15 protein-coding genes are annotated in these 13,117 nt (G+C 56.2%); 14 read left to right on the forward strand and 1 reads right to left on the reverse strand.

The window, feature by feature from the left end; genetic code table 11:
- The first annotated feature begins 40 nt into the window (after positions 1-40).
- The 5 genes from QV747_RS03500 (at position 41) to QV747_RS03520 (ending at position 4,516) form a co-directional block, all read left to right on the forward strand.
- Positions 41-256, forward strand: a complete 216-nt coding sequence (locus QV747_RS03500) for a molybdopterin-binding protein (protein WP_028449472.1) — start codon at positions 41-43, stop codon at positions 254-256.
- 99 nt (positions 257-355) lie between these two features.
- A complete protein-coding gene (locus tag QV747_RS03505) occupies positions 356-1,465 on the forward strand; it encodes a sigma-54-dependent Fis family transcriptional regulator (protein WP_273429124.1) in 1,110 nt (369 codons plus the stop codon).
- The gene (locus QV747_RS03510) at positions 1,447-2,496 is read left to right on the forward strand and encodes an NADP(H)-dependent aldo-keto reductase (protein WP_273429125.1); all 1,050 of its coding nucleotides are present in this window, start codon (positions 1,447-1,449) and stop codon (positions 2,494-2,496) included. The genes QV747_RS03505 and QV747_RS03510 overlap by 19 nt, the downstream gene beginning before the upstream one ends.
- Positions 2,497-2,540: 44 nt before the next feature.
- Positions 2,541-3,779, forward strand: coding sequence for an MFS transporter (locus QV747_RS03515; protein ID WP_273429127.1), 1,239 nt, complete (start codon positions 2,541-2,543; stop codon positions 3,777-3,779).
- Positions 3,776-4,516 carry an SDR family NAD(P)-dependent oxidoreductase gene (locus QV747_RS03520; protein WP_273429128.1) on the forward strand — a complete coding sequence of 247 codons (741 nt, stop codon included), beginning with the start codon at positions 3,776-3,778 and terminating at the stop codon, positions 4,514-4,516. The genes QV747_RS03515 and QV747_RS03520 overlap by 4 nt, the downstream gene beginning before the upstream one ends.
- Positions 4,517-4,808: 292 nt before the next feature.
- On the opposite strand, the gene QV747_RS03525 is transcribed toward QV747_RS03520, so the two are convergent.
- A complete protein-coding gene (locus QV747_RS03525) occupies positions 4,809-6,173 on the reverse strand; it encodes an LLM class flavin-dependent oxidoreductase (protein WP_273429129.1) in 1,365 nt (454 codons plus the stop codon).
- A 23-nt stretch (positions 6,174-6,196) separates the two neighbouring features.
- Here QV747_RS03525 and QV747_RS03530 point away from each other — a divergent pair, with 23 nt between their 5' ends.
- From QV747_RS03530 to QV747_RS03570, 9 genes are all read left to right on the forward strand, one after another.
- Complete coding sequence (locus QV747_RS03530) at positions 6,197-6,439, forward strand: hypothetical protein (RefSeq protein ID WP_273429130.1); 243 nt, start codon at positions 6,197-6,199, stop codon at positions 6,437-6,439.
- Between the two features lie 211 nt (positions 6,440-6,650).
- Positions 6,651-7,736, forward strand: coding sequence for an ABC transporter substrate-binding protein (locus tag QV747_RS03535; protein WP_273429131.1), 1,086 nt, complete (start codon positions 6,651-6,653; stop codon positions 7,734-7,736).
- Between the two features lie 433 nt (positions 7,737-8,169).
- Positions 8,170-9,132, forward strand: coding sequence for a tRNA dihydrouridine(20/20a) synthase DusA (gene dusA / locus QV747_RS03540; RefSeq protein ID WP_373317277.1), 963 nt, complete (start codon positions 8,170-8,172; stop codon positions 9,130-9,132).
- Positions 9,133-9,145: 13 nt separating this feature from the next.
- On the forward strand, positions 9,146-9,790 hold the full coding sequence (locus QV747_RS03545; RefSeq protein WP_273429135.1) for a TIGR02281 family clan AA aspartic protease: 645 nt from the start codon (positions 9,146-9,148) through the stop codon (positions 9,788-9,790).
- A 54-nt stretch (positions 9,791-9,844) separates the two neighbouring features.
- Positions 9,845-10,438, forward strand: coding sequence for an RdgB/HAM1 family non-canonical purine NTP pyrophosphatase (gene rdgB, locus QV747_RS03550; protein ID WP_273429137.1), 594 nt, complete (start codon positions 9,845-9,847; stop codon positions 10,436-10,438).
- Positions 10,435-10,665, forward strand: coding sequence for a hypothetical protein (locus tag QV747_RS03555; protein WP_047391964.1), 231 nt, complete (start codon positions 10,435-10,437; stop codon positions 10,663-10,665). Before rdgB ends, QV747_RS03555 begins: the two co-directional genes overlap by 4 nt.
- A 20-nt stretch (positions 10,666-10,685) precedes the next feature.
- A complete protein-coding gene (locus QV747_RS03560) occupies positions 10,686-11,243 on the forward strand; it encodes a hypothetical protein (RefSeq protein WP_273429139.1) in 558 nt (185 codons plus the stop codon).
- Between the two features lie 3 nt (positions 11,244-11,246).
- Positions 11,247-12,458, forward strand: coding sequence for a radical SAM family heme chaperone HemW (gene hemW / locus QV747_RS03565; protein ID WP_273429141.1), 1,212 nt, complete (start codon positions 11,247-11,249; stop codon positions 12,456-12,458).
- A 64-nt stretch (positions 12,459-12,522) separates the two neighbouring features.
- Positions 12,523-13,098: a flavin reductase family protein gene (locus tag QV747_RS03570; RefSeq protein ID WP_047391971.1), complete on the forward strand. Its 576-nt coding sequence runs from the start codon at positions 12,523-12,525 to the stop codon at positions 13,096-13,098.
- Positions 13,099-13,117: the final 19 nt, after the last annotated feature.

Genomic DNA, 13,117 nt, shown 5'->3' on the forward strand with positions numbered 1-13,117 from the left:
TTCGTAGCCACTTTCTTTACCTTTCCTGAGGAGCAATACCATGAGCATCAAATCAATCAACGTACGTAACCAATTTCGCGGCACCATCAAAGAGATCATCGAAGGGCCAGTGTTATCAGAAGTGGATGTACTCACCCCATCAGGTGTGGTCACTTCGGTCATCACCACCCGCTCACTCAAAGAGCTGGATCTGAAACCGGGCCGTGAAGTGATTGCCTTTGTGAAATCAACCGAAGTGTCGATTGCCACATTGTAAGCACTTGCGCTGGGCATACCTGCCCAGCGTATATTCATCAAGCCATTATTCTGCAGTGTCTTGATGAATATACCCATAAGCCACCACCAGGAGAACGCCATGCCCGATAACTCGACGACCGTGCTGACCTTTCCCGATCAGGAACAAAGTCCGCTCAGCATTCGGGCCAAAGCCTTGGTATTTGCCGACCCGGAATCCCAGCAATTGCTGCATGAAGTAGAGCGGGTCGCACCATCCGAAGCGCCGATTCTCATCCACGGTGAAACCGGCACGGGTAAAGAACTGGTCGCCCGCCATGTGCACCGGATCAGTGGCCGGAGAGGCCCATTTGTCGCGGTGAATTGCGGCGCGATTAGCGAAACCCTGGCCGAAGCCGAGCTATTCGGTCACGAGGCTGGCGCCTACACCGGTGCGGTAGGCAGCAAAACCGGCTGGTTCGAGGCGGCCAATGGCGGCACCCTGTTTCTCGATGAAATTGGCGATTTACCGCTGGCCTTGCAGGTAAAACTGTTGCGCGTGATACAGGAACGCGAGGTGGTACGGGTTGGCGCCCGCAAACCCACCCCCATTAATGTACGACTGGTTGCGGCCACCAATGTGGACTTGGCACAGGCAGTGAATGCCGGGCATTTCCGCCAGGATTTACTCTATCGGCTTAATGTGGTGAGTATCAATATTCCAGCCTTGCGTCAGCGCCGGGCCGATATTCAGCCGCTGGCCGAGCACTTTTTGGGCATTTATGCCCACAAGCTGGGTTATGGTGCACCCGCCCTCACCCCCGGCAGCGTACTGGCGCTACAAAGCTACAGCTGGCCGGGCAATATTCGCGAGCTGGAAAATGTGATGCATTACGCGCTGCTGGTCTCCAGCGGCCGAGAAATCCGCCCCGAACACCTCAAACTCAACGCCATCACCAGCCATGGGCAAGAAACCGCAGGCAGTGGCGACCCGCTGCAAATTATTCGCCAGCAACTGCATAAATTATTTCAGGCTGAGCAGCCTGAGCTCTTTGAGCAAGTCGAAAATCTACTGGTTCGTTCTGCGTACGAATACACCCGCTACAACCAGGTGCGTACCGCCGAACTTCTCGGGCTCACCCGTAATGTGTTGCGCACCTTGCTCAAAAGGCATGGTTTGCTGAACGACCCGCACCATCCCACCACCACCACGACGACTGGACGAGAAATAGCATGGAATATCGTAAATTAGGCCGTACCACACTGGATGTCAGCGTGATTGGCCTGGGCACCATGACCTGGGGCGAACAAAATACCGAAGCTCAGGCTCATGAACAGATTGATTTTGCACTGGCTGAAGGCGTTAATCTGCTCGATGCAGCCGAAATGTATCCGGTGCCACCCAAGCCGGAAACCCAGGGCCGCACCGAAAGCTATATCGGTAGCTGGTTTAAAAAAACCGGCCGCCGGCATGAAGTAGTACTGGCCACCAAGGCCGCTGGGCCCGTTCGCCAGGCGCATCAGCCCAATCACCTGCGCAATGGCCAAACCCATTTCACCCGCGAAAGCCTGACTGTGGCATTGGATGCCAGCCTGGCTCGCCTGCAAACCGATTACATCGATCTGTACCAGCTGCATTGGCCCGACCGCAGCACCAACACTTTTGGCCGTTTGGCCTACCCATGGATCGACGACGAATACACGGTGAGCATTGAAGAAACGCTGTCGGTGCTAGCTGATTTTGTTAAAGCCGGTAAAGTGCGGCATATCGGGGTGTCGAATGAAACGCCGTGGGGCGTGTCGCGCTTTTTAGCGGCTCATGACCAACTGGGCTTGCCACGCATCGCCAGCATCCAGAACCCCTACAGCTTACTCAACCGCACCTTTGAAATCGGCCTAGCGGAATTTAGCCACCGTGAACAAGTCGGCCTGCTGGCGTATTCGCCACTCGCTTTTGGCGTGTTAAGTGGCAAATACCTGCATGGTGCGCGGCCAGCAGGTTCCCGCCTGGCCCTGTATGAGCGTTTTAGCCGCTACAACAATCCGCAAGCGCAAGCAGCCACCGAGCAATACGTGGCCTTGGCACAAGCGCATGGCCTGAGCCCAGCTCAACTGGCACTGGCCTTCGTCAATAGCCGGCCTTTTGTCAGCAGTAATTTGATCGGGGCCACCAATCTTGAACAGCTAGCCGAAAACATCGGTAGTATTCGCGTGACCCTCAGCCCTGAGGTGATCGCTGCGATTGATGCTATTCAGGCGCAAATCAGCAACCCTGCGCCGTAATCCCTCCCCCCTGGGCCTCCAGGGGGGGCTCACCGATACCTGCCATGCCTACTGAACTGCCCTCACTGCGCCACCATCGTCCTTTTCAAGCATTTTGGCTCTCCCGCACCTTAACTGCGGCGGCCTTTCAGATTCTGGCTGTGGCCACAGCCTGGCAGATGTATAGCCTGACCGGCAGCGCCCTCGACTTGGGGCTGGTCGGCTTACTAGAATTTGCCCCGCGGATTCTATTCCTGCTACAAATTGGCCAAGTGGCCGACCGTTATGATCGGCGGCTCATTGCGGCCACGACGAAAGCCGCACAAGCGCTGGCGGCCTTGCTGCTGTGTGCGCTGACGCTCCATGGCGGCTTGAGCCGCGAGCTTTTGTTCGGGCTGGCCTTCTGGCTGGGAACGGCAAGGGCTTTTGAAATGCCAGCCATGCAGGCCTTACTACCGAATGTGGTACCGCCAGCCCTATTACCCGCCGCGATCGCGGCTTCGGCATCGGCCATGCAAGCCGCCACCATTGTCGCACCGGCGGCAGGGGGCTTACTTTTCGCCGCCGATCCGGCCGCGACCTATGCGCTGAGTGGCCTCTGCATGGCTTTGGGCTGCGCCCTGATGTTTGTGATCAAGAAACCGCCACGCAGCGAGCGGCAAAGCGTCAAAGGCTGGGAAAATCTCCTTGCGGGGCTGCATTACATTCGCGCCCGCCGCGATTTACTTGGGGCAATCTCGCTCGATTTGTTTGCGGTGCTACTGGGTGGGGCTACCGCTTTATTACCGGTGTTTGCCAGCGATATCTTGCGCACCGGCCCCTGGGGCCTGGGCTTGCTGCGCTCGGCACCGGCAGTGGGGGCCATCGGCATGTCGATTGTGCTGGCGTACTACCCCTTACGCCGTCGCGTGGGCCAGCTGATGTTTGCCGCCGTGATCCTGTTTGGCCTAGCCACGATCGTGTTTGGGCTCTCCTCTTCGCTATGGCTTTCCTTGTTGGCGCTGGTGATCTTGGGGGCCGCCGATATGATCAGCATGGTGGTTCGCGGCGCGCTGGTGCAATTAGAAACACCGGATGACATGCGCGGGCGGGTCAGTGCCATTAATGGGCTCTTTATCGGTGCATCCAATCAGCTGGGCGAATTCGAATCCGGCCTCACCGCCCATTGGTTTGGCCCGCAAGCAGCAGTCGTATTGGGCGGTCTGGGTACTTTGGTCGTGGCTGTACTGTGGATCCGCTGGTTTCCCGGCCTTTATCAGCGCCAAACTCTCAGCTCGCTGCCTGAATCACAAGGAAAAACATGAAAAAAACGATCGTGATTGTCGGTGGTGCCGGCGGTATCGGCAGCGCCACAGTGCAGTTATTTGTGCGCCAGCATTATCAAGTGGTCATCGTTGATCGCGACCCTGAACAGGGCCGCTTGCTGCAGCAGCGCTATGCAGGGGCGGTCGAGTTTATCGCTTGCGATATTCAGAATCAGGCCAGCATTACCAGTCTGGTGCTGGATTTAACGCGGCGTTACGGTGCAATCAGCCATCTGATCACTCTGGCGGGGCGGGCCCTGCCCGAGGAATTTCTGCCGCTTGCCGAGATTCCGGCCGATAAGCTACTCGATTCGCTGGATCTGAATCTGGGCAGCCAGCTGTTATTGGTACAGCAGCTGCTGCCACTTCTGCGGGCCTCGACGCACCCTAATCGCGCGATCACCTTTGTGTCGTCAATTAACGGGCTAAAAGCCTATGGCAGGGTGGCCTATAGCGCGGCCAAAGCGGGCTTAAGTGGCCTCACCCAGAGCCTGGCGCTTGAGCTCGGCCCGGAAGACATCCGCGTGAACTCGGTAGCCCCGGGCACGGTGCTCACGCCGTTGGCGCTGAGCGAGCCCAAAGATTTTAGCGCGTTAAAAGCGGGAAGCTTGCTGAACCGCTTGGCCACCGCGGATGAAATTGCCCAGGTTTTGTTTGCGCTGAGCGAGAGCCTAACTTGCCTCACCGCGCAGACACTGATTGCCGACTGCGGGCAAAGCGCCAAAGGCTATCGCTAACATACCCCCTTGCCGTATATCCTTCATAATCATAATTATCAATAACTACAGGGCAATACCTTTCGGTATTGCCCTGCCAGGCTGCTGAAAAGTGGTTGAACAAAAGGCTGCAAGTCTCGGCTAAGCCGAGCCTGGGAAATAAGGCTTTCAATCTGCCGCCTTGATGTTCTATTCCCGCCCTTCCCGTCCCCTCCTTGAGGGGAGCCGCACTTCGCGCGTGGGGTTTCTCATCAATCTGACAGGGCAATACCTTTCGGGATTGCCCTGTTTAGTTGAATAAAATCCAAGCTAATTAAGCCGCTTGCTCACCCTCGTCCGCTTGGTATCGGCTGCTAGGGATCGGTAGGCCTAGATTGCCACGCAGCGTCGATGATTCATATTCAGTGCGGAACAGGCCACGTTTTTGCAGAATCGGGATCACCAAGTCAGCAAAATCGACCAGGCCACCTGGATAAGTCGGCGCCAACAAGTTGAAACCGTCGGCTGCGCCGCCCACGAACCACTCTTCCAGCTGATCGGCAATACGCTCTGGCGTGCCATGAATCACGCGATGCCCACGGGCCCCGGCTACCCATTCATACAAGCCGCGGATGGTAAGATTTTCGCGTGCAGCCAAGTCCAGCAATAGCCGCTGGCGGCTCTTGTTGTTGTTGGTTTCCGGTAGATCTTGCGGTACGGGCCCATCCAGATCGTAATCGCGCAGCCCCTCCAGCCCGCCTAGGCTCGCCAGCAGACTCAGACCAATCTTAGGATCAATCAATTCACGCAATTGTTCTTTCTTGGCGAGGGCTTCGGCCTCGGTGCGGCCAATCACGGGGTATACCCCTGGCAAAATCTTGATGTGATCCGGGTTGCGGCCGTATTTATTGGCTGCGCGGGCTTTCACATCCCGATAAAAAGACTGCGCGTCTTCCTGCGTTTGCCAGGCAGCAAAGATGGCCTCGGCGGTTTGCGCCGCCAGCTCGCGGCCGGGTTCGGATGCCCCTGCCTGCACCAACACCGGGTGTCCTTGCGGCGAGCGCGGCACATTCAGCGGCCCCTTCACCTTAAAGTATTCACCCTGATGATTCAGCAGATGCAGTTTGCTCGGGTCGTAATACACCCCTGAGGCTTTGTCGTAGAGATGCGAGCCTTCATCCCAGCTATCCCACAGCCCTTTCACCACATCGACAAACTCAGCGGCGCGGCGATAGCGTTCAGCGTGGTCCGGATGCGCCTCCAGGCCAAAGTTAAATGCCGCTTCGGCATTGCCTGACGTCACCACATTCCACGCGGCCCGCCCGCCACTAATCAGATCCAAAGACGCGTATTTACGGGCGATATGCCATGGCTCGTTGTAGGTGGTCGAAGCCGTGGCCACAAAGCCAATATTCTTGGTGACGGCAGCTAGCGCGGAATAGAGGGTGATGGGCTCAAAACCTGTGCTCAGCTCACGACGGCTGCGCAAATCCTGATCGCCACCGCCGCCCCAGATGCCATCGCTATCGGCGGTGAAGATGGTATCGAATTTTGCAGCTTCGGCGATCTTGGCCAGCTTTTTGAAGTGTTCAAAATCCGTTGAGCCGGCCGGATTGGTATCCGGATGACGCCAGGCCGCCGCATGGTGGCCAGAAGGTGAGAGAAATACGCCCAGTTTCAATTGTCGTTTGTTACTCATGCTCTGCTCCCTATGGATTGGATATGGGTTGGATATGGGCTGCACAGGCAGCCATAGCCCTACTAGAGCAATGGGTATGCCAACCACAGAAGAAAGAAGACAAGCAATTGTTTTTTATGAATATTTCATTCAAACCGACCCCGTACCTCAGGCAAGTGGGGCTTGCCGTGTTGCGCCATCAACACGCTACAGCGCAGCCTGCTGAAAAGTGCACAGCGCGCCTTGAACTCCATCTGCTGACTTTTCAACAATGTGCTGAATACTGAGCACAAAAATCACCACTCATGCCGTAAGCAAATGACACACCATGCGATCACGTCACACTGCCTCAGACAAAACAAAGACTTACTGCGCAAGACTTTTCTGCGCCGACTTGGCATGCCAATTGCATTAAAGGTGATTCAGTCAGGGATGCGACTGAACTGCAGTGCTCACAAGGCGCCGCAGTATTCACACCAGCATAAGGAACAATACAAAATGACAATTCATCAACCTCAACGAACATGGCGCACGCTACTTACCACCGCGCTGTTACTGCTCAGTACGGCAGCATTGGCTGATCCCGCCAAAATTATCCGGATTGGCGCCGCTGGCACGGGCACCGGTGGTCGCCCGGTGCAAGGCGGTGGCTCCATTGGCTCGGTCAATATTCAAGGTCTGCTGGAAGAAGAGTTCAAAAAAGACGGCATTAAAGTCGAATGGAGCTTTTTCAAAGGTGCAGGCCCAGCCGTCAACGAAGCCTTAGCCAATAAATTGATCGACTTTGCCTGGGTTGGCGATCTGCCTACCCTTATCGGGAAAGCCAGTGGGCTGAAAACCAAGATTATTCTGGCCAACGGCGTACTGAGCCATACCTATTTGCTAGTGCCGGCCGACTCGACCGCGACCTCGATTGAAGACTTGAAAGGCAAAAAAATCGCCGTCTTCAAAGGCACCAAAATGCAGCTGGCCGCGAACAAAATCCTGGAACAGCGCGGGCTGTCCGAGCGGGATTTTAAGACTATCAATATGGATGTAGCGACGGCTCAGGCCGCGCTGGCGACCAAAGACATTGATGGCGCCTGGCTGACACAAGGCGGCTTTCAACTGATTGATCGAGGTATCGCCAAAATCATCTACTCCACCAAAGGCCAGCCATTAAGCCAGACCAGCCAGGCCAATCTACTGGTGACCGAAGAATTCGAGCGCGATAACCCGCAACTGGTCCAACGTTTGGTGAAGGTAGCGGTGAAGTCGGCCCACGAAATCTCATTGGATGCCAATCGAGATAAAACACTGCAAGAATGGTCGAAAGACGGCGTGCCATTCTCGTCTTGGAAAAAAGAGTATGACGGCACCTCTCTCAAGCAACGCTCAAGCCCATTGCTGGATGAGTTTTTTATCGCGTTTTATAAAGATGCACTGCAATCAGCACAGAAGTACCGAATGATTCGCGGCAATATCAATTTTGATCAATGGATAGAGCCAAAGTACGTGAATCAGGCCGTGAAAGAGCTGAAACTGGAAAACTTCTGGCTGGAGCTGGATGCCAAGGGCAACCCGAAGGTAAAACGGGGTGGCTAATTGCCGCTCAAGCTGACTCACGCACGGGAGTGCCTTAGCCAAAACTAAGGGCACCCTCGCAGTTGGGTATTTGGGGGGATGGGCTGGCTCATGCCCTCATCCGCCCGCTTGATCACAGGCCCTGCTGCTGGCACAGCAAAACGCCGACGTTCATTCTGTACCACAGCCCCGCCACACCCGAGGCGAACCTCCCCCCTGAAAGTGACCGTGCCATTCCGCTGGCTTAGGCGTAAAATAGCGGCCATCGCACACAAGTCTAATACGCACGCTTTCTTCTTTCAAAATCGCGCTGCTAATAGGACGAGTCTTAAAAATAGACCGTGCAAACGTAAATCAGACCGTAGACATGCCGCAGACAAATACACCAGCAGATCAAGCCAAGCCGTCATTCAATTCAGGGCTAACACCCCCTCGCCGCTTTGCGATTGCCCCGATGCTCGACTGGACCGATCGCTATTATCGGCGCTTTGCCCGCGAGCTATCGCAGCAATGCTGGCTGTATACCGAAATGGTGAATACCGGGGCGATTTTGCATGGCGACCAGAGCCGGCATTTGCGCTTTGATCCGTGCGAGCAGCCGATTGCGCTGCAGCTGGGGGGCAGCGAGCCGGCCGACCTGGCCCGCTGCGCCAAGATTGCGCAAGACTGGGGCTATGATGAGGTGAATTTGAATGTCGGCTGTCCGAGCGAACGGGTGCAATCCGGCTCATTTGGCGCCTGCCTGATGCTGGAGCCCCAGCTGGTGGCCGATGGCGTGAAGGCGATGCGCGATGCCTGCAGCATTGATGTCACGATCAAGCACCGCATCGGCATTGATCAGATTGAAGACTACGCATTTGTGCGGGATTTTATTGGTGAGATAGCGGCGGCTGGCTGCAGCACCTTTATCGTGCATGCGCGCAATGCCATTTTAAAGGGCCTGAGCCCCAAGGAAAACCGTGAAATCCCGCCACTGAAATACGATTATGTCTATCAGCTCAAACGGGATTTCCCGGCGCTGGAAATCCTGATTAATGGCGGCATTACCACCATGGCGGAGTGTCAGACGCATCTACAGCATGTGGATGGCGTGATGGTGGGTCGCGAGGCGTATCACAATCCGTGGCTGCTGACCGAGGTGGATGCCCAATTGTACGGCGCGCCGGCCCGACAGCGCAGCCGTGCCGAAGCCATGCTAGCGCTGCGCCCATTTGTGGAAGCGGAGCTGGCCAGTGGCACCCCGCTGCGCTTTATTGCCCGGCATATTTTAGGGCTGTATCAGGGACAGTATGGTGCGCGGCAGTGGCGTCGCATGCTGTCTGATGCCACACTACTGAAAAATGCTGACTGGTCGCTGATTGAGCGTGCAATCCAGGAGATTGAGGCGAGCCAGGCCCGGCGCGAAACCACTGAATAAGGAAAACCCACCCATGCTACGTCGTTGTGCTGCTATTTTGTGTTGCGCCCTGGCCCTACCGGCGGTTGCGGATGACATTATGCTGATCGGCACCATGGGTAATAAAGGTGTGTTTCAAATCAATGGCCTGCACAAAACCTTAAGTAGCGGGCAGGAAAGCGGGGCTTTTAAAGTAATCCGCATTGAAGGCGAATCTGCGGTCGTGGCCAGCAATGGCCAGCAACGCACTTTGCAGCTGGGCCAGGGCTATGTGGCAAGCAGCGCCAATCCAACCGACAATCAGGGCGGCACCTTGGTGCTGCAACCTGATCAGCTCGGGCATTACAGTACCGAGCTCACCATCAATCGTGTAACTTTGCCCGGGGTGATTGATACCGGCGCCACGCATTTATCGCTGAGCCGCAATCAGGCTGCGCAAATGAAAATCAGCACCCAGGGCGCCCTAACCGGTCGCTCGCAAACCGCCAATGGCATTGTCGGGGCCTGGATGGTGCGGGTGCAGCAGTTGCAAATGGGTAAAATCACCGTTTATGACGTGCAACTGGTGGTGCGCGATGTAGACGATAATGGCCCGATCCTGATTGGCACCAGCCTGCTCAATCGCTTTCAGATGAAGCGTGAACAAGATCTGATGATACTGAGCAAAAAAGCCTACTAACCCCAGGTATATACTCCTAGCCCTTTACAGATTTAGCTTTACAAGCCATACCCCATGAAGAAAATTGTGCTCGCCAGCAATAATGCCGGCAAACTGAAAGAATTTGGCCACTTGCTTGCGCCACTTGCGCTGGAAATCGTGCCCCAAGGGGCGCTCAATGTACCGGAGTGTGCCGAGCCTTTTGGCACATTTGTCGAAAACGCCCTTGCCAAAGCCCGCCATGCCGCGGCGCTCACCGGCTTGCCGGCGCTGGCGGATGACTCGGGCCTCTGTGTCGCCGCACTGGGCGGCGCGCCGGGCGTACTTTCCGCCCGTTACGCCGGCGAGCCTAAATCCGATAGCCGCAATAATGAAAAACTACTGACCGCCATGGCCGGCCAAGCCGATCGCCGCGCTTGGTACTACGCGGCACTGGTGCTGGTGCGCAGCGCTGATGACCCGCAACCGCTGATTGCCGATGGCGTGTGCCTGGGCGAAATTGGCCATGCGCTGGCTGGGGATGGTGGCTTTGGGTATGATCCGTTGTTTGTCCTGCCGCAATGGGGCAAAACCGTGGCGCAAATCAGTGCCGAAGAAAAAAGCCAGATCTCGCATCGCGCCAAAGCCTTGCAGATATTACTGGCCAAACTGCAGGAAACCGGATTATGAGCCGCCCCGCCGACGATGAAAGCCGCTGGGCTCGCTGGTGTCGCGATGACGGCTCAGTGGTCTCATGCACCGAAAAAGTCAAAGTAATGAATGAAAACCTCGACGAGCTGGCGCAAATGGCGCAAGACCTGTTCGAGGATGGCCTGCTGATGGAAGTCTCGGCCGAACAGATGAAAACCGTGCTGCACCAGCTGGTGGAAGCGCTGCACAACCCCTATCAATCCTGAGCTATCTCGCAAGGAACACCATGTTAAAACCCACCCTGCTCGCCCTCGCCCTGACTTTGCCTGCATTGGGCATGGCCGCTAGTAAACCGAGCAAAGCCGCTGCCTCAAAAGCTTCAGCCAGCGCGGAAGTCGACAACCCATTTACGGCCGAGCGCAATCAGGCGGCGGGCAACTTGAGCACAGCCATTGTGATCGTGCAAAAAATGGGTCTGGAATGCAAAGGCAAAGGCGGTTTGAGCGAAGAAAAAATCAAAACCACCCAGCAAAAATGGCTGAAAACCAACCGCGACTATCTGATGATGCACGCCGACTATATGAATGGCTATTTGGGCAGCATCAAACAAATTCAGGGTGAAGAAGCCGCCCGCAGTGCGGTTGAAGACATGCGCAAGCTTTTCAACACGCAAGCCAATGAAGCCATCAAAGCATCGATGGAAAAAAATGGCCAAGACACTGCCTGCACGCGTTACTACGAGGCGATGGATGCCGGCAAAATGGACATCAAATCCAGCCACCCCGACTACAAAGTGCTGAAAGGCATGCTCGATTACTCGCAGAAAAACGCGCCGAAAAAGTAAGCCATGCAGTCGATTTCCCTCAGCCAGCTGCGTAGCTCCGGCCTAAGCGCGCTGCCGCCGCTGGCCTTGTATATCCACTTTCCGTGGTGCATTAAAAAATGCCCGTACTGCGATTTCAACTCGCATGCGGTCAAAACCGGCCACAGTGAAAGCGGCCTGCCTGAAGCGCAGTATATCGCCGCGCTCTTGGCCGATCTGGAAAGCAATCTGCCGCAAATCTGGGGCCGCCCGGTCAGTAGTATTTTCATGGGCGGCGGCACGCCAAGCTTATTTTCAGCCGCCAGCATGGCCCAGCTACTGGATGGCATTCGCGCGCGGGTCAAGCTGCACCCCGATGCCGAAATCACGCTCGAAGCCAATCCGGGCACCTTCGAGGCCGAGAAATTTGCCGGCTACGCGGCGGCCGGCATCAATCGGCTCTCGATTGGCATTCAGAGCTTTAATGATCAGCACCTGCAAGCGCTCGGTCGGGTGCATAGCGCAGGTGAAGCACTGCGCGCCATCGACATCGCCCAGCGGCACTTTAGCAATTTCAATCTGGATATCATGTACGCGCTGCCGCAGCAAACGCTGGCCCAAGCGCAAGCTGATATCCGCCAGGCGATTGCCTGTGGCTCCACGCACTTGTCGGCCTATCACCTCACGCTGGAGCCCAACACGCTGTTTCATCGCTATCCACCCGCCCTGCCCGATGACGATCTAGCGGCCGATATGCAAGAAATGATCGAAGCCGAGCTGGCTAGCGCCGGCTTTGGCCACTACGAAACCAGCGCGTTTTTCAAACAATCACCCCAGCATGACTATCGCAGCCGGCATAATCTCAATTACTGGCAATTTGGCGATTATCTGGGCATTGGCGCCGGCGCGCACGGCAAGATCAGTTTTCACGATAAAATCATTCGGCAAACCCGCTTTAAGCAGCCCAGCGAATATCTCACGGCCATGGCCAGTGGTAGCGCAATCCAAAGCGAAACCGAAGTCGATCCGGCCGAATTGCCGTTTGAATTCATGCTGAATCTGCTGCGCCTCACCGAGGGCTTTCCGCTGGCGCTGTTTACCGAGCGCACCGGGCTGCCGCAGCAGCGGATAATTTATCAAATCGAGCAAGCCTGTGCCGAAGGCCTGCTCAGCCGCGACCTGCACTGGGTGAAGCCCACCGCACAGGGGCAGCGGTTTTTGAATGTATTGATTGAACGTTTTTTACCCGAAGCATAAATAGGTATATCGCCACAGGCCAACTATCAAAAGGCCTGTGGCCATATACCCATCAGGATAAAGTATGGAATGGCCTGTTGCGGCGCTCAGCGCTGCAGAAAAATACACCTTGCTCACCGATTGTGTGGTGCCCCGCCCGATTGCCTGGGTCACCACGCGCGCCAGCGCGGGCGAGATCAATATCGCCCCGTTCTCGTATTTCAATATCGTGAGCACCGAGCCGATGATTGTCTCGCTGAGTGTCAATCGCCGCCTCGGCCCCGATGGCCGCAGCGAGCAAAAAGACACCGCGCTGCATTTAAGCCAAGGTGGCGATTGCGTGATTCATATCCCGTCGCACGACCACGCCCCAGCAGTGCACGCTACGGGCTCGAGCACACCGCCGTCGCAAGAACAAATCGACAGTCTCGGCCTGCAATTTGCCCCCGCCCAAACCGTCAAAGCGCCGCGCATCGATGATTGCGCCGTGGCGCTGGAAGGTCGACTATTGCAAGCGATTGCCGTGGCTGACCGGCAGCAAACTGTGGTAAGCGATCTGCTGCTGATCGAAATCAGCCACATCTACGCCGCCGATGATGTGCTGCACAATGGCCGCGTTCATCCCGAGCCCTATGCCATTAACGCCAACAAACGCCCGTAACTTCATCACTAAGGAAGCA

The sequence above is a fragment of the uncultured Chitinibacter sp. genome (assembly GCF_945957625.1).
GTDB lineage: Bacteria > Pseudomonadota > Gammaproteobacteria > Burkholderiales > Chitinibacteraceae > Chitinibacter > Chitinibacter tainanensis.

Excerpts from the sequence above, each read along its gene's own strand:
- QV747_RS03500 (WP_028449472.1), top strand. The coding sequence starts at position 41 with ATGAGCATCAAATCAATCAACGTACGTAACCAATTTCGCGGCACCATC.
- QV747_RS03505 (WP_273429124.1), top strand. The coding sequence starts at position 356 with ATGCCCGATAACTCGACGACCGTGCTGACCTTTCCCGATCAGGAACAA.
- QV747_RS03510 (WP_273429125.1), top strand. The coding sequence starts at position 1,447 with ATGGAATATCGTAAATTAGGCCGTACCACACTGGATGTCAGCGTGATT.
- QV747_RS03515 (WP_273429127.1), top strand. The coding sequence starts at position 2,541 with ATGCCTACTGAACTGCCCTCACTGCGCCACCATCGTCCTTTTCAAGCA.
- QV747_RS03520 (WP_273429128.1), top strand. The coding sequence starts at position 3,776 with ATGAAAAAAACGATCGTGATTGTCGGTGGTGCCGGCGGTATCGGCAGC.
- QV747_RS03525 (WP_273429129.1), bottom strand. The coding sequence starts at position 6,173 with ATGAGTAACAAACGACAATTGAAACTGGGCGTATTTCTCTCACCTTCT.
- QV747_RS03530 (WP_273429130.1), top strand. The coding sequence starts at position 6,197 with ATGGGTTGGATATGGGCTGCACAGGCAGCCATAGCCCTACTAGAGCAA.
- QV747_RS03535 (WP_273429131.1), top strand. The coding sequence starts at position 6,651 with ATGACAATTCATCAACCTCAACGAACATGGCGCACGCTACTTACCACC.
- dusA (WP_373317277.1), top strand. The coding sequence starts at position 8,170 with ATGCTCGACTGGACCGATCGCTATTATCGGCGCTTTGCCCGCGAGCTA.
- QV747_RS03545 (WP_273429135.1), top strand. The coding sequence starts at position 9,146 with ATGCTACGTCGTTGTGCTGCTATTTTGTGTTGCGCCCTGGCCCTACCG.
- rdgB (WP_273429137.1), top strand. The coding sequence starts at position 9,845 with ATGAAGAAAATTGTGCTCGCCAGCAATAATGCCGGCAAACTGAAAGAA.
- QV747_RS03555 (WP_047391964.1), top strand. The coding sequence starts at position 10,435 with ATGAGCCGCCCCGCCGACGATGAAAGCCGCTGGGCTCGCTGGTGTCGC.
- QV747_RS03560 (WP_273429139.1), top strand. The coding sequence starts at position 10,686 with ATGTTAAAACCCACCCTGCTCGCCCTCGCCCTGACTTTGCCTGCATTG.
- hemW (WP_273429141.1), top strand. The coding sequence starts at position 11,247 with ATGCAGTCGATTTCCCTCAGCCAGCTGCGTAGCTCCGGCCTAAGCGCG.
- QV747_RS03570 (WP_047391971.1), top strand. The coding sequence starts at position 12,523 with ATGGAATGGCCTGTTGCGGCGCTCAGCGCTGCAGAAAAATACACCTTG.